The organism is Gardnerella sp. DNF01199S (assembly GCF_049244155.1).
Lineage (GTDB): Bacteria > Actinomycetota > Actinomycetes > Actinomycetales > Bifidobacteriaceae > Bifidobacterium > Bifidobacterium piotii.
The window spans coordinates 1,024,711-1,045,010 of sequence record NZ_CP058380.1; the positions used below are offsets into that span (position 1 = coordinate 1,024,711).

18 protein-coding genes are annotated in these 20,300 nt (G+C 40.6%); 2 read left to right on the forward strand and 16 right to left on the reverse strand.

Annotated features, from left to right (window positions below; translation table 11 throughout):
• Nucleotides 1-100: 100 nt before the first annotated feature.
• The 3 genes from HXT45_RS04070 to HXT45_RS04080 form a co-directional block, all read right to left on the reverse strand.
• Nucleotides 101-817, reverse strand: coding sequence for a DUF4417 domain-containing protein (locus tag HXT45_RS04070; RefSeq protein WP_004130968.1), 717 nt, complete (start codon nucleotides 815-817; stop codon nucleotides 101-103).
• A gap of 480 nt (nucleotides 818-1,297) precedes the next feature.
• Entirely contained in the window at nucleotides 1,298-1,756 is a 459-nt protein-coding gene (locus tag HXT45_RS04075) for a GNAT family N-acetyltransferase (protein WP_115761908.1), read from the reverse strand.
• 239 nt (nucleotides 1,757-1,995) lie between these two features.
• Nucleotides 1,996-2,541, reverse strand: a complete 546-nt coding sequence (locus HXT45_RS04080; RefSeq protein WP_421782299.1) for a DNA recombinase — start codon at nucleotides 2,539-2,541, stop codon at nucleotides 1,996-1,998.
• A 341-nt stretch (nucleotides 2,542-2,882) separates the two neighbouring features.
• Here HXT45_RS04080 and HXT45_RS04085 point away from each other — a divergent pair, with 341 nt between their 5' ends.
• Together HXT45_RS04085 and HXT45_RS04090 are read left to right on the forward strand one after the other, a co-directional pair.
• Complete coding sequence (locus HXT45_RS04085; protein WP_004133084.1) at nucleotides 2,883-3,083, forward strand: helix-turn-helix transcriptional regulator; 201 nt, start codon at nucleotides 2,883-2,885, stop codon at nucleotides 3,081-3,083.
• 1 nt (nucleotide 3,084) lies between these two features.
• Nucleotides 3,085-3,534, forward strand: coding sequence for a hypothetical protein (locus tag HXT45_RS04090; protein ID WP_004111746.1), 450 nt, complete (start codon nucleotides 3,085-3,087; stop codon nucleotides 3,532-3,534).
• Nucleotides 3,535-4,124: 590 nt separating this feature from the next.
• Here HXT45_RS04090 and HXT45_RS04095 read toward each other — a convergent pair.
• The 13 genes from HXT45_RS04095 to carB form a co-directional block, all read right to left on the reverse strand.
• Entirely contained in the window at nucleotides 4,125-4,961 is an 837-nt protein-coding gene (locus tag HXT45_RS04095; RefSeq protein ID WP_004130977.1) for an HAD hydrolase family protein, read from the reverse strand.
• Between the two features lie 129 nt (nucleotides 4,962-5,090).
• The gene (secG, locus tag HXT45_RS04100; RefSeq protein ID WP_004115170.1) at nucleotides 5,091-5,339 is read right to left on the reverse strand and encodes a preprotein translocase subunit SecG; all 249 of its coding nucleotides are present in this window, start codon (nucleotides 5,337-5,339) and stop codon (nucleotides 5,091-5,093) included.
• Between the two features lie 97 nt (nucleotides 5,340-5,436).
• Nucleotides 5,437-6,234: a triose-phosphate isomerase gene (tpiA, locus tag HXT45_RS04105; protein WP_016829597.1), complete on the reverse strand. Its 798-nt coding sequence runs from the start codon at nucleotides 6,232-6,234 to the stop codon at nucleotides 5,437-5,439.
• Nucleotides 6,235-6,338: 104 nt separating this feature from the next.
• Nucleotides 6,339-7,544, reverse strand: coding sequence for a phosphoglycerate kinase (locus HXT45_RS04110; RefSeq protein WP_248901215.1), 1,206 nt, complete (start codon nucleotides 7,542-7,544; stop codon nucleotides 6,339-6,341).
• A 255-nt stretch (nucleotides 7,545-7,799) separates the two neighbouring features.
• The gene (gene whiA, locus HXT45_RS04115) at nucleotides 7,800-8,738 is read right to left on the reverse strand and encodes a DNA-binding protein WhiA (protein ID WP_004130980.1); all 939 of its coding nucleotides are present in this window, start codon (nucleotides 8,736-8,738) and stop codon (nucleotides 7,800-7,802) included.
• 184 nt (nucleotides 8,739-8,922) lie between these two features.
• A complete protein-coding gene (gene rapZ, locus HXT45_RS04120) occupies nucleotides 8,923-9,822 on the reverse strand; it encodes an RNase adapter RapZ (protein WP_016785003.1) in 900 nt (299 codons plus the stop codon).
• Nucleotides 9,819-10,943 (reverse strand): shikimate dehydrogenase, encoded by a 1,125-nt coding sequence (locus tag HXT45_RS04125; RefSeq protein WP_115793959.1) that lies wholly within the window; start codon nucleotides 10,941-10,943, stop codon nucleotides 9,819-9,821. Before HXT45_RS04125 ends, rapZ begins: the two co-directional genes overlap by 4 nt.
• 63 nt (nucleotides 10,944-11,006) lie before the next feature.
• On the reverse strand, nucleotides 11,007-13,499 hold the full coding sequence (locus HXT45_RS04130) for a primosomal protein N' (RefSeq protein WP_421781336.1): 2,493 nt from the start codon (nucleotides 13,497-13,499) through the stop codon (nucleotides 11,007-11,009).
• A 39-nt stretch (nucleotides 13,500-13,538) separates the two neighbouring features.
• Nucleotides 13,539-14,765, reverse strand: coding sequence for a methionine adenosyltransferase (gene metK, locus HXT45_RS04135; RefSeq protein ID WP_115761913.1), 1,227 nt, complete (start codon nucleotides 14,763-14,765; stop codon nucleotides 13,539-13,541).
• Between the two features lie 154 nt (nucleotides 14,766-14,919).
• Nucleotides 14,920-15,204 (reverse strand): DNA-directed RNA polymerase subunit omega, encoded by a 285-nt coding sequence (rpoZ, locus tag HXT45_RS04140; protein WP_004130985.1) that lies wholly within the window; start codon nucleotides 15,202-15,204, stop codon nucleotides 14,920-14,922.
• A 143-nt stretch (nucleotides 15,205-15,347) separates the two neighbouring features.
• Nucleotides 15,348-15,962 (reverse strand): guanylate kinase, encoded by a 615-nt coding sequence (gene gmk / locus HXT45_RS04145; RefSeq protein WP_421781338.1) that lies wholly within the window; start codon nucleotides 15,960-15,962, stop codon nucleotides 15,348-15,350.
• 22 nt (nucleotides 15,963-15,984) lie between these two features.
• Nucleotides 15,985-16,884: an orotidine-5'-phosphate decarboxylase gene (gene pyrF / locus HXT45_RS04150; RefSeq protein ID WP_016635439.1), complete on the reverse strand. Its 900-nt coding sequence runs from the start codon at nucleotides 16,882-16,884 to the stop codon at nucleotides 15,985-15,987.
• A 3-nt stretch (nucleotides 16,885-16,887) separates the two neighbouring features.
• Entirely contained in the window at nucleotides 16,888-20,283 is a 3,396-nt protein-coding gene (gene carB / locus HXT45_RS04155) for a carbamoyl-phosphate synthase large subunit (RefSeq protein ID WP_116689533.1), read from the reverse strand.
• Between the last annotated feature and the right edge of the window lie 17 nt (nucleotides 20,284-20,300).

Genomic DNA, 20,300 nt, shown 5'->3' on the forward strand with positions numbered 1-20,300 from the left:
TCATTCTCAGGCAACTTTATCCTTCCCTTAAATTCATCTGGAATATTATCAGGATTATCGCCATACGTTCCCTTATATAAATCGCTCTGTCCTGCCCCCATTAGTTTTTTCTCACTATGCTAGTCCAATCTTCATATTCAACAAATTGAGTTTTCAAATATTTCTCTTTAATTTCATCTGGAATTTTACTATACACAAGAACTACTTCAGGCTCCAATTCTTCCATCATAGAGTCCATACCAGCTTCAAAATAGTATCTGTTAACTCTGTTCTTCAATTGACCATAACTACCAACAGAAACAATTGAGTGCTTCTCAACACCTAAAAATGCGATCTTTTCAGGCAAAAATTTTGTAGTATATGTCCTATCATCACCCCATCTAACACATGGTATTACATAAATACCATGCTTTTGAAAGCAATATCCAATTGCTCTGTTTCTATAAATATTAGTAATCTGAAGAGATAAAGGCATGTCTCGATATATAGAACAATCAGGAGAAATAAATCCCTCATACTGCTTTAAAATTTCAACATATTCATTTGGATGAGCAAGCAAATCACTGAATTCTGTATCATTCTCATATTCACAGACAGCAAACGTTTTTATGTCAGCCTTGCCAATTTTGCTGAATGGCACAAGTTTATCCGGGATAATAAGATTCTTGGGTTTTTTAATTATTGGAATTTCAAAAATACCATCAAACTCAGCATCTTTAACAAGTTCTGGATTGCAACCATCAGACAGCAGACCTGCGTTACGCACACCACTATCAACCACTGATTTTTTCTTTGTTTTTCTCTTCTTTTTTGCCATAATATCTATTCCTCACTTCTCTTATATCCATACTTTTCTTTCTCACAATTAACATAACTAATACTAAAAAGACTCAGCCCTTCTCACCGTTAAGCTAACATCTTTCGTTTTTGCTACAAACTTCCTACTATCAGCCACATGAACAACTCCCTTGTTAATAAATGCTTTAAGTATAAATACCTTAACTATATAGTTAATGAATGCCTTAATTATAATTGGCAAATAAGCATATTAACAACCCAAAAGCGCGTCCAATACACCGTCTTTTATTTCATTATTTTGCTCAAAACTTCTCTAAAAAAATATCGTTTAGGTTCAACTAACAATAGCCTAACCAATAATAAATATGTTATTGCATCATGCAGTTGTTATTCATGTATCAGCCTATCTTATAGACTTAAATAACATGTATTTCAAAGAGAAGAGAATTAAGATTTTGTGCATCTTTATTTGAGCATATTTGTACATTTTATATGAACACTAACAAACCAGCTTTCTTTTGAATACACTGCAGCCATCACTTTCTCCAAGAAATTCAAAATCATTTTTCAGCGCAATATGTTTTGAGATTTCCTGATTCGAATCACACTCAATAACCAAGTTTTTCCCTATCTCTGAACTACGTTCTATAAAGACTTTTGTTAAATCATTGGCATATCCTTTTCCCCAGTATCTTTTATTAAGTATCCAACCAAGTTCAAAGGAGTCTTCATCATACTCATGAAATATTACATATCCGATAAACTTATGACTAAAATCTTCCACCGCATAAATCAAAGGAGGGTCAATCAGTGCAACACTATTTAGAAAATCCGCTGTTTTTTCCAACGAAAAAAGCGGTTCTACAAATTCCATGACATCTTCATCTGAAAGTAGATTATAGAGTTCCGTTAGATCATTATTAGTAAATTTTCTTATCTTTAATCGTTCAGTAATCATACTGCACCTCCTTCTCTCTTCCTATTGTTTTCTTACATTCTATGATACGTTAATTTAATTGTTTCAATATTGATGAAAAGTACTGGTAGCATAGCTACACTTTTTAACGATAGAAAAAGCTATCGTTAAAAAGTTTAAGATTGGCTTAATAGATTGATTTTAGCATAAAAACAGCCTAGAGAGGATTCCCCCCTAGGCTGACTTTTGTAACATTTCAAACGCTCACATTCTTTTGGCTTTTACGATGCCCTTTCAATATTCACACTAATCTCTGATTTAAAAATTACGCTGAACCTATCCTCGTAAACTTTTATTTTCTTGATGTACTTTCTTACCAGCTTCTCATCATACTCACTAATATCGTGACGCTCACTTTTCAGAAAATCTTCCATTTCTCTGATCCGTCTTTTAGCATCTTCTTGACCTGCTTTTTCTATAAGAAGCTGCTGTTTCTTACCCTTAAGCTCATCAATTTCATCAGCTATTTTCGCGTAGTCTTTTTTAGCTTTAAGCAAGGTTAGTAGTATCGCTTGTTTGTCCGCGATTTTTTTATCAACCGTTTCAAGCTCACTTAAGTTGTTTCCCGCGATAATTTCTCTAATATTATTCTTCAACGTATCCAATACTTCATCCGGTATACTAAACACCTTCTTTATGGCTTTCACTGTAGCAGACTGCAGTTCGTTCTCTTGTACTGTCGGAGCATCGCAAGCACTAGGACCATTTTCCCATCTGGTACAACAACGCCAAACAACAGAATGCACTCCTCGGTTGTTCCAAGCAATTCTTCTGTAAACATCCCCGCATTTAGAACAAACACATAGGCTGGATAGAGCGTACTTACTGGAATAAACTCTCCTTTTTTGTTCTCCTCACCACTAAACATGTTGGCTCGTCTTACCATTTCTTCTTGAACTTTAAAGAAAATATCTCTTGGAATAATAGGCGTGTGGCTATCTTTTACATAATACTGTGGTCCTGTTCCATCATTTTTTATACGAACATGGTTGACAAAATCTATCGTCTTTTTAGTTTAAGAAATTACAAAAAGCAAAGTACGCTTTACAAAAAAAGCAAAGCGAGCTATACTTTATATGTAAAGTTAGCTTGCTGTTGAAGGAGGAAAATGAAAAATACAATTTTTCGATTAAGAAAACAGCATAAAATAACTCAAGAAGAATTGGCAAATAAAGTTGGAGTTACAAGGCAGACCATAACTTCCATTGAAACTGGAAAATATATAGCGTCACTGCCGTTGGCTTTTAAAATTGCTAAGTTTTTTGATATGAGTATTGAAGAAATATTTAGTATAGAAGAGGATGATTAATATGAACAAATTAGAAAAATATAAAAAAGAAATAGGATTTAGAATTAGTATTTTAGTCTTATTATGTATGGTTGCCTTACTCGCAGTTATTATTGGAAATTTTTACTTAAAATATAAATTCCCATTAAAAGAAGATGTGACATATTATGTAGCAGTATTTTTTATTGGACTTGAACTTGTATCTGTATTCTACATGTCAATGCTTGGTAGAGCATATAGAAATAGAGATATATTGGAGAAGATGCATACTAAAGAAACAGATGAAAGAATGATATTAATAAAGATGAAGTCAGGATCAAATATAATACCTATATTTTCAATGGCTATTGTAACTGTTTCTTTATTTGTAGCATATGTAAGTTATGAAGCCTTTTTAGCGTTAATAATAGTTGCATTTGTGCAAATAATATTTTCTAAATTATTAAAAGTATATTGGTCAAAAAAGATTTAAAAATATCATAGTAAAGGTATTAGACGATAGACAGTTAAAACTCTATCGTCTTTTTTATACTCAAAATTAGGATGTAAAAATGGTAAGGATAAGAAGCCACACTTAAAACAATTTAATATATAAGACATTTAGCGATTGAAATATAAGTTCAGTCGCTTTTTTAATTGAAATTTATAGATTAAGGAGAAGAAATTAATGGATAGAGAAATGATAATTTAGCTGCCTAATCTTCGATTGTCGCTTGCCCGTTCATGAGCATAGGTAAAAGCCAATCACGGAGAGCTATCAAAGCTCTATTTTCACGTTGATTATACGATATAGTCGTATAAGCAGGCATATCCAATGCTATTAAACACCTTAAGTTCAATCTCATTTGGAATATAAATGGGTCGATTATTAACTAGTGGTTTATCACAAGAAAGTACAGCATCACCACTAATGAAAAATGGGTATTCTCCATTGAGATCTTTAGCTGCTCCGACTTTAATGGTAGATTTCTTCTCTTCACTGATAATGTCACCAAGCTTTCCGTTTGACTCTCTACGAAAGAATTCGTCACACAACTTCGCCGGTAACGAAAGGTGGGTTATTCACAATCTAGTAAAAAGATTTGAATTAAGCCAGGTAGCAACGCCATTATTGTTGTTGGAATCACAAACCTCGTCCGCAATCGCAAGCAACCGAGGATTACTATTCGATACCGCTACACCGTATCCCCCTGCGCGGAACATGTCTATATCTATAATATCGTCTCCGAAAACGACTGTGCGACTAGGCTTTACACCCAAACGATCGCAAATAACGTTCAAAGCATGACCTTTGTTTGCAAGGGGATTCGTAAGCATCCACAAAACATCTTCGCTAATGTGTAGCGAAAAATCACTTGGAAGAATGCTCTGAAGTTTTTCCTTCTCACTCTCTCGAGGAACAATAATAATCTTGTCTGCAATGCCACTTGGAACATTAGAAAAATCGGTAATAACAAAATCCTGCTCGCTCCAAAGCATACGAACATCAAAATTAGTGTAACGAACATCGTTCATAACAATGCCAATGCGAAGCGTAGGAATCTCATTAAGCAAGCGCAAACACACACTACAAGCATGTTGAGAATCAAATCCAAAACGCGTAAGAGTATCAAGGCTTCTTTGCGAAGTAAGCTCACCTATCGTGCTGTGAGCACAGTCAAAATCAATAAGAGCACCATTAAGGTACGCGCAAACTTGAGCATTCAAATCGTGAATAAAATCAAAAGCACTTCCAACAGGTCGAGCAGTAATAATCGCAAGCGGAATTCCACATTCACTCAAACGCTTAGAAGCGCTAACAGTTTCTTGGCTTAAATATCTGCTTTCAAAAGCATTAGCATCATGAAGCATAGTGCCATCAAGATCTGCTACCACAAGAGAAGGAGAAAAATGAAGCATAACAATAACCTAATGTATTTTAATTAGTCTAACATCTTCTAACATCTTAAAAAGCATAGCAAAATGTACACCTGCTCTGCTTATAAAACAAAAGCGCGCAATCTTTCGACTACGCGCTTAAAAGAATACTTAGATAAGTGAGAACTTAGTCATAAGATTCAAGGCAACAATAACAGCCACCCAAATCAAAGCTATAATAACAGTCCAACGATTCAAGTTCTTTTCTGCAACACCAGAGCTACCAGCGTTCTTCGTTAAACCGCCGCCGAACATATCGGAAAGGCCGCCGCCCTTGCCCTTGTGCATCAAAATCAACAATGTTAACAAAATGCTGGTGAGCACAAGCAACACTTGCAAAACAATTTTCACAGCGGACACAAGTAACCTCCTGTTTTTAGTACTCTGTAAAGCATAGTAAAAGCCATTGACCTATAAGCTAAATATATGTTAAATCAGCACTAAATCTTTCGCTAAATCATTCGCGATTTTTATAAGACGCGAGTTTAACAATAGAAGCAAGCTCTTCAACATCTAAAGACGCTCCTCCAATAAGGAATCCATCCACATCTGGCTCACTAATTAAGCTTGACGCATTAGAAGACGTTACAGATCCGCCATAAAGAATACGCACGGAATTTGCAACATTATCGTCAAAAGTGCGGCGCAAATCGTCTCTAATCGCAAAAGCTGCTTCTTGAGCAGATTGCGCTGTAGCAACCATGCCAGTTCCAATAGCCCAAACTGGTTCGTACGCAATAATCAAACGCTCTGCTTGCTTAGAATCTAAGTCACGAGTAACGTCGTGAACTTGACCAACCGCAAAATCAAGCTCTATACCTTGCTTGCGCTCCTCGAAGCTTTCGCCAACGCATAAAATTGGTTGCATTCCAGCTGCAAGAACAGCGCGCACTTGGTCAACAATATTCGCATCGTCTTCTGGATGATACTTTCTACGCTCGGAATGGCCTACAATCACCATTGAGCAGCCAAGACTTGCAAGCATATCTGCAGAAACGTCTCCAGTAAACGCGCCTTGAGTTGTAACGGAAACAGCTTGCGCTCCGTAAAGAATAGGAATATTGCTGGATTCAACTAAAACTTGTACGCTTCTTAAGGATGTAAACGATGGCATAAGCGCAATATCGCATTTTTTGCAATCGAAGTGAGAATCGCAAAGCATCCACCAGAATTTTTGAATAAAATGAGTGGCTTCGAGGTGATTGAAATTCATCTTCCAATTGCCTGCAACTAGCGGTTTTCTATTCACACCCATAATCACCCTTAAGAATTGTTATAAAGATAAAATTAACATTATGCCGACCTCGATTTACAAAATTAATTCATAAAATCGAAGTCGGCATAATATCTTAAAGTTATTTACTCAAGCACGCTCAAGCCTGGAAGAGTCTTACCTTCCAAGAACTCGAGAGAAGCGCCGCCACCAGTGGAGATGTGAGAGAAGCCATCTTCCGCAAATCCAAGGTTACGAACTGCAGAAGCGGAATCACCACCGCCAACAATAGTGAAAGTACCATTCTTAGTGGCGTCAACCAAGCCCTGAGCCACAGCGCGAGTACCAGCAGCAAACTCTGGAACCTCAAACACGCCCATTGGTCCATTCCAAACAACAGTTTTGGAATCAACAATCTTGTCGTGGAAAAGCTTTTGAGAATCAGGGCCAATATCTAAGCCCATCTTGTCTGCTGGAATAGCATCCGCTGGAACAACTTCTGGAGCAACTGGAGTATCTCCTGCTGGGAAACCAGCGTTAACAACAATATCGGTTGGAAGAACAAGCTCAACGCCGTTCTTCTTAGCGGTTTCAATGTATCCCTTAACCTTCTCAAGCTGATCTTCCTCAAGCAAAGAAGTACCGACTTCGTGACCCAAAGCCTTGAGGAAAGTGAACACCATACCGCCGCCAATAACAAGGCGATTTGCCTTAGAAAGCAAGTTTTCAATAACGCCGAGTTTATCGGAAACCTTAGAGCCACCAAGAACAACAGTCAAAGGACGCTCTGGATTTTCGGTTGCACGAGAAAGTGCCTTAACTTCCTTTTCAACAAGCAAGCCTGCAGCAGCTGGAAGATCGGCAGCAACATCGTAATTTGAACCCTGGGCGCGGTGAACAACACCGAAGCCGTCGGAAACAAAAACTTCTCCAAGAGCAGCAATCTTCTTAGCATATTCAGCGCGTTCAGCAGCATCCTTGCTGGTTTCTTCGGCGTTAAAGCGCACGTTTTCAAGCAAAACAACGTCGCCATTGTTCATTGCAGCAACCTTAGCTTGAGCATCTTCGCCGTAAGTATCTGCAGCCAAAGCAACATTTACACCAAGAAGTTCACCTAAGCGAGCTGCCACTGGAGCCAAAGAAAGCTCTGGAACATCTTGACCCTTTGGACGGCCAAGATGAGCCATTAAAATAACCTTGGCGCCCTGCTCGCGCAAAGCTTTAATCGTTGGCAAAGCAGCCTTAATACGACCGTCGTCTGTGATAGTCGTGCCCTTAAGAGGAACATTAAAATCTGCACGAACGAGTACGCGCTTGCCGCTCAAATCTCCCAAATCTTTAAGTGTCTTCATTGGTATCCTTTCCAAACCATGATTCAACCAATCATGATGGCGAATTTAACAAGAAAAAAGACGAAAGCAAAGCTAAAACGTCTATAAATTCCACAAACGATTATACCGCATATGCGCAACAAGCACGCACAAAATCAACAGAAAGATGTACATAAAAATCAACAACAAAATCGCGCGATACAAAAATGCCGCATACTTTGTGTATACGGCATTTAATCAAAGTTAGTAGCTACAAAAGTTAATCCTAGAATCAACTCACATTCTAGATTTTTCGACTTTAGCGCAAAGTTGCAAAAGTCTACGAATACGACCAGCAACAGCATCTTTTGTGATTGGAGGATCTGCCAAATGGCCAAGCTCTTCCAAGCTTGCATCACTGTGCTTAAGTCGCAACTTGCCTGCCATCAAAAGATTTTCTGGAATATCGTCTCCAAGAACGTCGAAAGCGTGACGAACCTTTTCGCAAGCTTCTGCAGCAGCCTTAGCACTTCTGCGCATATTTGCATCGTCGAAGTTTGCTAAACGATTAGCTTTTCCTCTTGCTTCGCCATCAGAACGCTTACCAGTCCATTCTCTAGAAGACCTTGGAGCGCCAATCAAATTAAGCATACGCTCAATTGCGTCTGAATCACGCAAAGTAACGCGCTCGGAGCTTTTAACTTTACGAGCCTTTGCGCTTACACCCAAACGTGCAGCCATAGCTTGCAAAGCTGTTGCAGCCTCGTGAGTTGGGCAAACAATCTCTAGATAACTAGCTTTTCCAGGATCCGATATAGCACCATGAGCTATAAACGCTCCCCTCCACGCGGCTTTAATTTGCGCAATGCTTCCACTAACAATCTCTGGAGCTAAGCCTGCAACAATGTGCATACGGCGATCCAAAAGACCAGATTGCAATGCTAAAGCTGCGGCTCCTCGATCAACAAGAACCTCGTAACGAGTAACAACACCCGTAGGGGTTTGACGAGAAGCTTGAGAAATCTTCGCTTCCCGCTGGAAATAAGTCTCAAGCACATCTACGAGCCATTGTGCTGCATTTTGCGAATCAAACTGTGCTCTAATTACAGCTTGATTATTAACTGGCCTTAAACCTCCAGCAAAACGCATCATCGCTGCAGCTTGAGCCATAATAACCGCTGGTTGGTCACTATTATTTGCGACGAGTTCGTTCTTTACGTCGTCAAGAAGAGCCAAGGGAAACCTCCTATTTTGTTCTTCTTAAAGTATGCGTTGGGATTCTTGCAAGATGCCATTGCACGATGCTAAAAACATCTACATGCTCGGCTTTCTGTAGTACCCAATGACTTGGACATTTTACCTTTTAATATTGCTTTTTATATTACATAACACCGTAGGAGAAAATGCATTATTTGTTAAATCATGCTCTAGATCTCATCTCTCTAGCAGACACTGTAACCTGTAATCCTCTAGATTTTAATCGTTTTGCAAGCTCTATGCTAATAGCTACAGACCTATGCTGGCCTCCTGTGCATCCAATTGCAATAGTTACATAGTGCTTATCTTCTTTTGCAAAACCATCGATTGCTGTAAGAAGAGCTTTCTCGTAGGAATCTAAGAATTCCATTGCGGCTGGGTTTTTAAGAACATAATCGCTAACAGCTTTATCTTTGCCTGTTAAATCTCTAAGTTCTGGAACCCAAAATGGATTTGGCAAAAATCGCATATCTGCTACAAAGTCTGCGTCCATAGGCATTCCGTACTTAAATCCAAAGCTAAAAATGTGAACAGATACAGTAGAAGATCCTTTTCCAAGCAAGCCTTCGTAAAGCTTAGTTGAAAGTTGATGAATACTAAGAGTAGAAGTATCGATAATAATATCCGCGCAATCCTTAAGATGACTTAAAAGCTCGCGCTCTTCTAAAATGCCATCAATAAGTCTTCCACCACGTTGCAAAGGATGTGGCCTGCGCACAGACTCATATCGCTTAATAAGCACAGAATCGGAAGCGTCTAAAAATAGTATTCGAGTTTTTACTCCCAAATCATCTATGTGACCCAAAACAGCAAAAAGATCGTCAAAATATCCGCGCGATCTTACATCAATCACTGCTGCAAGCTTATGCACTTTAGAGCCAGAAGACGTCATCATGTCTACAAGCGGAATAAGCAGCTTTGGAGGAAGATTATCAATAACATACCAGCCCATGTCTTCCAAAGCATTTGCTGCATGAGATCTGCCAGCGCCGCTCATGCCAGTAATGAGCATTACTTCAAAATCGCTTGCCACCTGCGAGAATTCACTATTTTCAGTTCTCATAACGCCTCCTGCAATGCTTTTTCCATGCAACTTCTTATGTAATCGTAATCTGGAGCCTTGTCAGATTGGTGTTTGTTTGTGCAAGAATCATCACTCGAATCATCACTCGCATATCTATATTCAAAAGTCATGAGTTTTACTTGATCTAATGCCTGGTGTAAAAGCATTTCTTCTCCGCCAATACCAATGCCGTATTTTCTCCAAACTTTAAGTATCTGGCTTGGTCGAGGATCATATACAACGTCTAGCAAAGCTCCTAAATGTTTTATTGACTTTTCTTGGCAATATTCACACAAAGCTAGCGCTAATCCGTCTGCTACATGAGCTGGAACAGTGCTTATAACAATATCTGCGTTTGCAATTGCTTCAATTGCATCCAATGAAGAAATAGATTCTAGAATGTGAGATTTATCACATTTTTCTATATCTTGCGATATTTTTATAAATTCAGGATCAATAGTAGGGAATTCTATACCGCAAACAGGCTTGTAATCGCGTTTGTTTTTAAGATACAAGTTAGACGGCTCTATTCTTCTGCTATTTGGAAAATCCGAGTTATGTTTATCTACTAAATCGTTAAATCTACTAACGCCTTTAACAGTTTTACCATCGCTTTGCAATCTTGCAACAACACTAACTTTGCTCAATTTTGAGCCTTGCGCAATTTCTATTAAAGCTGCCATTGCAGAAGACGCTGTGTTTCCGCTGCCAATAATAACCGCACTTTTTGCGTCTAATATTTTAGATTTTAGAGCGCGCATTAACGCCATTACAATCCCATTTACGTCTGTGTTACAAAGCTCAATCGTCTCAGGATTTTCTATGCATGGCTTTTTACTAAACACAGCAGTATTTGCAACTCCAAGTGTTTTTGCCCAATAGTCGCAAGCTACACCTAAGCTCATAATCGTTTTTTTAAGTGGCATTGTAAGGCTTAAGCCTTTCCAAGAATCATCAAGATTTGCAATAAAATCTTTTAAGTCTTCTTCGCTAACTTTTTCTTTACCATAATGCCAATTTCTCAAGCCCAATGCCTTATATGCAGCGTTGTGTAAAACTGGAGATAGAGAGTGCGATATGGGATTGCCCAAAACCGCGCAATTGTAGCATTTTTCAACCATTTTCACCTCTTTATTTATAAGTCTCTTTATTCATAAGTCTTTATTTATAAGCCTTTGGTGATTTTACAAATCCTTAGGATCTACACTAAATTTTAATTCTCCACTTTTTCGCATTGCAAAATGCTTTGCACATTCTTTTTTCAAACGATTAACTAATTCATCTCTATATTCTAATGGCACTCTTACAACTGCTTTAACTCTGTCGTTTAATTCTTCAAATCGTTGAGAATTTTGCTCGCGCAATGTTGAAGGAGGTTTCATTGGAACAATTCCAAGTAAAGGTGGAAGATATTCGGACTCACTCGAATCGCCAGAATCTTCACTCGAATCGCCAGAAACCACAGAGCTATTATTTTTAGTTTCGACTTTTAACATTGGAAGATTGCTAGAACTATCTAAATCGCCATTTTTGCTTGCGACTTTTGCAATGTATTCACTAATATCTTCACACACGCAATCACCCATTGCGCCAATCGCATTAAGCGTATCTACAACAGCTTGCCTAAAACCCCATATTCTTGCAACGCAAACAGATGGAGGCAAAAGCGCATCTTCTCTTTCTTTAAGCTCTTGCTTAGAAAGAATCGAAGAATCCCACTCCTCTAACGATTTAGCGAGAACATCATAAGTTTCTCCCAAAATAAGCACGCTTCCGTCCCTGCTTTTTGGAGCACACATAGCAGCTGCTTTCATCCACGCGTTCAAAGTGTCGATTCGAGCATCTAATCCCGTGTTATAAAGACTCGTCCACGCGTCTAAAATCGCAACAAGACCATATTCTCCGCAAGAATTTTTAGAATTGCTTAAAACACGCGGCTGCGATCCAAGCGCGCTAATAACAATCATCGGCTTTTGCTCAATCCACTCAACAACACCGCTTTTTTGTTTTGCGGAAGAAACAATAATCGGAACGTCCTTAAAAAGCTTAAACACTTCTTTAGCTGTAAAATTAACGCCTATATGAACAGCTTCAATCTCTCCAGAATTACTCGCACAATTCGAGCATTTCCAACCTATTGCAACACTTCCGCACCACGCACATTTAGGAGCAGAACCGTCTATAGGCAAGTCAAGCGGACCAGTGCAACGTTTGCAACGAGCAATACAATGGCACTTTTTACACGCAGCTTTTTGAATAGCACTGTCTTGGCATGTGGCAAGCAAAACAGGCATTTTAGCGTCTAAAGTTTGCCTAATCGAAGTTAGCGCAGTATACGGTATTCTAGAACCTACACTCGGGTCATTTATTTTAGTCAAATTATTTGAATTTAAAAGACGAACCCACGGACTTGCATTTTGAACAACAGACTTAAAAGGCGTAACTTCTACTAAATGGCCACTAACCGAAGGAGCTAATTTTTTGTTTTCAACTTCGCTTTGGCTAATAACGCTTCTTGCAAAAGACATTGAAATAAATACGCCATTATGATTTTTTGCGCGCAATCTCATAACGCCTCTAGCTTGCGCGTAAGGAATCATGCCGTCTGCATACTGATATGCGCTATCTTCTACAATCACAAAAAGCGCTTGCGACTCAACTGGCGCATACATTGCAGACCTTGTTCCTAAAACGCACGGAACAATGCCCTTTTCTATAGCTCTCCACGCTCTATATCTATCTGCTGGAGAATCATAAGCGCAAAGACGAGCAACATCTCCGCTTAAAGCGCCGCTAGAATTTTGAGACTTTTTATAAGGCTTAAGGCCGTAAACCATAAGCGAGCGCATAACATCGCTCACTTCTCGAATCGTAGGCAAAACAACAGCAACTTGACGACCCGCGCTTATAGCATTTGCAATAATCCACGCTAAATCTTGCGCCCACCTAAACGCGCCTGGCAAAGCATCTACAAGAAAAGCTTTGTAATTATTCGTAGTATTTAACGTAAAATCATCTTTGGAATGCAAATAATAAGGTTTTTGAACGTTTTCTAGAGCTTGTTTTAACAAGTCCGCGTTTTTGTAAGACGCAAACATGCGAGCATCGGTTGTTTTTATAAGATTTTCCGATTCGCTATATTGATTCTGTTGCCAGTCATCTTTTGATTTTAAGCTTTTGCGAAAATCGATGGTCCATTTTTGCCTTTTAGACATGTGAATATCGTCTAAAAAATTCTCTTTATCTACGCCAGCGATTCTTTTGGGCAAAGCGAGCCGAATAATATTCGCTCTAGTTCCGCCATATGCTTCTGCAATTGACGAAATATCTTGCATAAAAGATTTAGATGCAACTTTTTCGCTAGAAATAATTTTTTCAATAAACTTTAGGGAAGATTTTGGCGTTTCGCTTGAATCGCTTCTGCTCCATATGATTCCGTTAACTCGTCTTGCGCCGAATTTTACGCGAACCATAACCCCTGGCTTTGCGTCTTCATCTTGCGATTGGCTAACAATGTAGTCGAAAGTTTTTCCAAGATGAGGTGCTTGAACGTCTAAAACAACATGCGCAATCGCACAGTTACTCGCTTGGATTGGTGTTGAACCACCCTTTTTGCGCCTGTGCGATTTTTTCGCTAAACCTTCTAAAGAAGGCTGCAACGAAGACTGTTCAAGCATTAATAATCCTTATAAAATTAATCCTTATAAAACTTCAAATCATTTTTTTAATGATTTTACCTCATTTTTAATCTGTTCAACACGATTCAACTTTTCCCAAGGAAACTCAACATCACTTCTGCCAAAATGACCATAAGCAGAAGTCTTAGAGTAAATTGGTATAAGCAAATCAAGCTCGTCTATAATCGCAGCTGGTCTCAAATCAAAGACTTTGCGAACTATTGCAGAAATATCCGAACGCGTAATTCCGTTGGCTTCTGTTCCAAAAGTTTCTACATTTACGCTAACAGGCTCCGCAATACCAATTGCGTACGCGACTTGCACTTCTACTTTATGAGCCAAACCTGCAGCAACAAGATTCTTAGCAACCCAACGTGCAGCGTATGCCGCAGAACGATCTACCTTACTAGGGTCTTTTCCAGAAAAAGCTCCGCCACCATGATGAGCGGCTCCACCATAAGTGTCTACAATAATCTTTCTGCCAGTCAATCCAGAGTCTGCAGCAGGACCGCCTAAAACAAACGACCCTGTAGGATTTACAAGCATTCTATAATCGCTATAATCAACGCGATTTTCTAAGACTTTACTAAGAACAGGCTCTACAACGTTTTTAACAAGCTGTTCTCTAAGCCAATCAACGCTTACATTAGGGCTATGTTGAGTGGAAATCAAAACAGTATCTAAGCGAATAGGCTCTAACTTTTCGTTATACTCGATTGTTACTTGTGTTTTTCCGTCTGGTCGAAGATTTGGCACAATTCCAGACTTTCTAACATAAGATAAGCGTTGAGCAAGACGATGAGCAAGATAGATTGGAAGAGGCATATAAGTGTCTGTTTCGTCGCTAGCATAACCAAACATAACGCCCTGGTCGCCTGCTCCTTGATTTTTGTAGCGTTCTTCTTTAGACGCAAGATTTTCGGATTCTAAATCTAATCTAGAAACACCTTGATTTATCTCCGCGCTTTGCTCAGTTAGCGAAACCATTACTCCACAAGAATCAGCGTCTAAGCCAACCGAAGAACTGTTGTATCCAACTTCGCGCACAACTTTTCTTACGATTCCAGGAATATCTGTGTAAACTTCTCCCCTAACTTCGCCAAAAACAACAAATTGGCCTACGCAAGCGCAAACTTCAACAGCAACATGCGCATGGGGATCTTGACGAAGCATGTCGTCTAAAATTGCATCTGCAATCTGATCGCAAAGCTTATCTGGATGACCTTCCGTAACAGATTCTGCAGAAATAAGTTTAGACTCTTTCATAATTCCCCTTTATAACTTTATAACTTTATAAATCAAGCTAACTCTCTAATCAAGCTAACTCTATAAATCGCGCATTAAAACAATCGCAGCCGCATACCCACACGCGATTGTAAGCGCAAGGATAATACGGCTGCAATTAAACGAAAAAGAAAACTCAGTTTCCTTCGTTCACATCGTCTTCACCAAGATTCTCTACTAGCAAACCCTTATTAATCTCGCGGAATGCAATAGAAAGAGGCTTTTCTTGGTTCTTATACTCAACAAGAGGACCAACGTTTTGCAACAATCCCTCGTTAAGCTGTGTGAAATAAGAATTAATCTGCCGTGCTCGTTTTGCGGCAAACAAGGCAAGCGCATACTTGGAATCCGCATGCTGCATTAAATCATCAATAGGCGGATTTGCAAGTCCCGTAGGTGTTGGCTTAGTGCCCAATGCCATAATGTTCTCCATATTCTATGGTGCCACAATAGTTTCCAAATAATCAATTGTAAGCTATTGCAAGGATATTCAAAACACTAATCAAAATTAAACTAAAGTGATTGGAACTAATCTAAACTAATCTAAACTAAAACTAATCAAGATTAATCTAAATCGTATTCTTTAGCGATTATATTCCAAAGCTCGTCCGCAGCGCGATTAGCATCGTAATTAACAATCACAAAATCAAACTCACTAGACGCAGCAATTTCCACTTTTGCTGTTTGCAAACGCTTAGCTTGTTGCTCAGGAGTTTCTGTACCTCTACCAATAAGCCTACGCTTAAGCTCTTCAAAACTAGGAGGAGCAATAAACACGTACACAACTTCCAAACCAAGTCTAGAAGCCTCTTGCTTTACTCTTCTAGCTCCTTGAAGATCAATCTCTAGAAGCGTTGGAACGTTTTGAGCAAGATGATCCAAAACTGGTTTAAGAAGAGTACCATAGTGAGCCATTCCGTGAACAAGAGCAGTCTCTAAAAATTCGCCGTTCTTTTGCCTTCTAGCAAACTCTTCTTCGTCAATAAACCAATAATGAATGCCATTAAACTCGTCATAGCGAGGCTTTCTTGTAGTCGCAGAAACAGAAAGCCAAATATTAGGGTGTTTTTCGCGCAATACCCCCTCAACAGTGCCCTTACCAGCAGCAGTAGGACCAGTAAGAACAATCAATCGCCTTTTAATGGATTGCGTACTTTGTGTATTGTCTAAACTAACCATATTTGACTCTCTTAAATCATTTTTATGAATCCATTAAAGCTTGACGAATATCCCAAGCTATTCGTTCAGTTGCATTAGATAATGCACCAATATCTGGACCGTGCGAAGCAATAGACCTAGAAACAGTTACTAAAACATTTCCGTGAGTTCCAGCAAAAACCGTTTTCAAATCGTTAGCTTCCGCACCCTGCCAGCCGTAGCCTGGAGAAAGAATAGGGCCAGTAAAACTCGTTAAATCGATTCCACCGCCATTCATCCAATCTCCAATAGTGGCTCCAACAATTAAGCCAACAGAACCCATGCCCTTTGTATTGTTGTTAAAAGTTTGAGCAGTTTGAGCAATACCATGAGCAACAGTTGTACCACGGTATGAACCAGTTTGACGAATTGCTGTTTGCAAACTAGCGCCTTCGCGATTAGACGTTAGCGAAGCAATAAACACACCCTTGCCATTATTAAGAGCCTCATTAATCAACCCACCCATTGACCTAGCTCCGTAATATGGAAGAAGAGTAATTGCATCTGTAAGAAGAGGAGCATCTGGCTTAAAATAAGCGTCTGCAAGAGCGGAGATTGTTGTAGACAAACCACCATGACCACAATCAACAATAGTGATTACATCCATTTGCCTTGCAGCATACAGCACTCGTTCGAGCGCAGCGAAACCCTTAGACCCGTAGCGCTCGAACATGCTTGATTGGAATTTTACGGCAGCAGCTCTGCCGTTCATGGCTTGAAGCATACGCATGGAGAACAATTCTGCTCCTTGAGCATCCATATTGTATCCCCAATTAAGCAGCATCTTGCGGTGCGGATCTATGCCAACGCATAATGGCCCATATTTTGCCATAGCGTTTTTTAGACGCAATCCAAAATCGGATCTTTGCGCCTGCAATTCCTGCTCTCGTATACTTTCGGTCATGTATTAAGCCCGACTTTCTTCGTTTTCTGCCTTCTCGATTGCAAACAGTTGCTTTGCATGCTCCTGAATGCTCATCACTTGGTAATCGTTGTTCTTAACGGCTTCTATAGCCATAAGAACTGGTGCAAACTCCGTAATTGTAGTGAATTGCGGAAGGTCTGCTGCAACAGCAGCTGCACGAATAGCATAACCATCCGTACGCGACCCTCTTGAATTCGGCGTGTTCAACACCATATCAATCTTACCATTTTCAATCAGCTCAACCACGTTTTTGCCGATTCTTTCGCGCGAAGGCACGTCATTTCGCACATCCTTCGCCGTGTCGCCTTGGCTTGAGAGCTTGTCAACAATAACGGAATCAATGCCGTAGCGTCTAAGAACAGATGCCGTACCTTCTGTAGCCCAAATCGTAAATCCAAGTTCTACTAAGCGCACTGCAAGTAACGGCAATTGCCTCTTATCTGCATCGCTTACAGACACAAACACGTTGCCACTTGTAGGCAAACCGCCCTTGTATGCTGCAAGCTGACTCTTAGCAAAAGCATGTGGGAAGTCTCTGTCGAAGCCCATAACTTCTCCAGTAGAGCGCATTTCTGGCCCAAGCAAAATATCAACTGTACGACCAACAGGCGTGCGGAAACGCTTGAAAGGCAAGACGGAAGCTTTAATAGCAACCTGCTGGCCTGGATGAATATCTCCACCATCTCCCTTTGGAAGAAGAAGACCACGCTTTCGCTGCTGTTCGATTGTTTCTCCAGACATAATTCGAGCAGCAGCTTTAGCAAGAGCAACACCCGTAGCTTTAGAAGCAAACGGAACAGTTCTAGACGCTCTAGGATTTGCCTCAATTACGTACAAAGTGTTTGCCATAAAAGCGTATTGAACGTTAATAAGACCACGAACCGAGCATCCGCGAGCAATCGAAAGCGTGCCTTCCCTAAGGCGGCGAATTTGATCGTCGGAAAGCGTGCTTGGAGGAAGAGTGCAAGCAGCATCGCCAGAGTGCACACCAGCCTCTTCAACATGCTCCATAATTCCGCCAATATAAAGCTCGTTGCCGTCGTAAAGCGCGTCAACGTCAATCTCAATAGCATCTTGGAGGAACTTATCAATCAAAAGCGGCGAAGGTAAACGACCAGAAACAACAGTGTCTGCTCTAGCTTCTTGCAAAGCGCGATCTACGTATTTTGCAAGCTGAGCATCGTCGTACACGATTTCCATGCCACGACCACCAAGCACGTAGCTTGGTCGCACAAGAACCGGATATCCGATTGCGTGAGCAGCATCTTTAGCTTCTTCAAGACTTAAAGCCGTGCCGTAGCGCGGAGCATTCATGCCTTCTTGGCGAAGAACCTCTCCGAAAAGCTCGCGATTTTCCGCCAAATCAATGGCCTCAGGAGTCGTTCCCAAAATTGGAACGCCTGCAGCTTTAAGACGTGCAGCGAGCGAAAGCGGAGTTTGACCACCAAGCTGAACAATCACGCCTTTAACTGGTCCAAGTTTCTTTTCTGCTTGATAAATCTCAAGCACGTCTTCGAAAGTAAGAGGCTCAAAGTAGAGGCGATCCGACATATCGTAGTCTGTAGAAACTGTTTCAGGATTGCAATTAACCATGATTGTGTCGTAATCCTTACCCAGCTCTTGAACAGCGTGAACGCAAGTGTAGTCAAACTCAATACCTTGGCCGATTCTATTTGGACCAGATCCAAGAATAATCACAGCTTCGCGATTGCGCGGCTTAAGCTCACTTTCTTGAGCGTAGCAAGAATAGTAGTAAGGCGTTACAGCGTCGAACTCGGCAGCGCAAGTGTCAACCGTTTTGTAAACAGGATGCAATCCATAGGCCCATCGAAGCTCTCGAACCATGTTTTCGCCTTCGTCGCCAAGATTACGCAAATGCGCAATTTGAACATCCGAAAGGCCTGCAAGCTTAGCGCTCTTTAACACTTTTGGCGTCAAGTTTTCTGCTTCACGAACCTCTAGCGCTGTTTTGTTAATTAGCGAAAGCTGCTCAACAAACCATGGGTCGATTTTTGTTGCGTCAAAAATCTGCTCTGGAGTTGCTCCACCCCAAAGCGCGCGCTGAATTTGCAAGTAGCGGTGCTCTGTTGGTGTGTGCATTTCTTCAAGAAGTCTATTAACTTCTTCTTTGCTTGGGCGCTCGCCGTCCCAGTTAAAGCATGCGTGACGCTTGTCTATTGAGCGCATTGCTTTTCCAAGAGACTCCTGGAAGTTTCCAGCCAAAGCCATTGCTTCGCCAACCGACTTCATAGAAGTAGTAAGCGTAGTATCTGCTCCAGGGAACTTTTCAAACGCAAAACGAGGAATCTTAGTTACAACATAGTCAATCGTTGGCTCAAAGCTTGCAGGAGTCGAACGCGTAATATCATTTTGGATTTCGTCCAAAGTGTAGCCGAGAGCAAGTTTTGTAGCGATTTTTGCGATTGGGAATCCTGTTGCTTTAGATGCGAGCGCAGAAGAACGCGAAACTCGCGGATTCATTTCGATTACGATTATGCGACCAGTCTTAGGGTTGATTGCGAACTGAATATTGCAACCGCCTGTATCAACGCCTACGCCTCGAATAATCGCAATGCCAATATCGCGCATCTTTTGATACTCGCGATCTGTTAGCGTAAAGCATGGAGCAACAGTAATCGAGTCTCCCGTGTGAACGCCTACAGGATCAACGTTTTCGATTGGGCACACAACAACAACGTTGTCTTTAGAATCTCGCATAAGCTCCAGCTCAAATTCCTTCCAGCCTTCAATGCCTTCTTCAATAAGCACTTCGTCTGTTGGAGAATAGTGGATGCCTGCTCCTGCAATGCGGTGTAATTCTTCTTGATTGTGAGCAATTCCAGATCCTAAGCCGCCCATTGTAAAGCTTGGGCGTACCACTACTGGGTATCCAAGCGTTTCAACAATCTTGTCTACTTCTTCGATTGAGTGAGCAATAAATGATTTTGCGCTTTCTGCTCCAGCTTTTTCTACGACTTTCTTAAAAAGCTCACGATCTTCGCCGCGGTCGATTGCTTCCAAAGATGCGCCAATAAGCTCCACATTGTACTTTTTTAGGATTCCTGCACGGCCCAAGTCCATTGCGGCATTAAGAGCAGTTTGGCCGCCGAGCGTTGGAAGAAGCGCGTCTGGCTTCTCTTTAGCAATAATGCGCTCCAAAATCGCCGTGTCTATTGGCTCAATGTATGTTGCGTCTGCAAGCTCTGGATCCGTCATAATCGTAGCAGGATTAGAGTTTACAAGGATTACGCGGATTCCTTCTTCGTGAAGCACTCGGCAAGCTTGCGTTCCCGAATAGTCGAATTCTGCAGCCTGACCAATTACGATTGGGCCAGAACCAATCACCATTACAGACTTAATATCATCGCGTTTTGGCATTATAAATTCCTTTTATC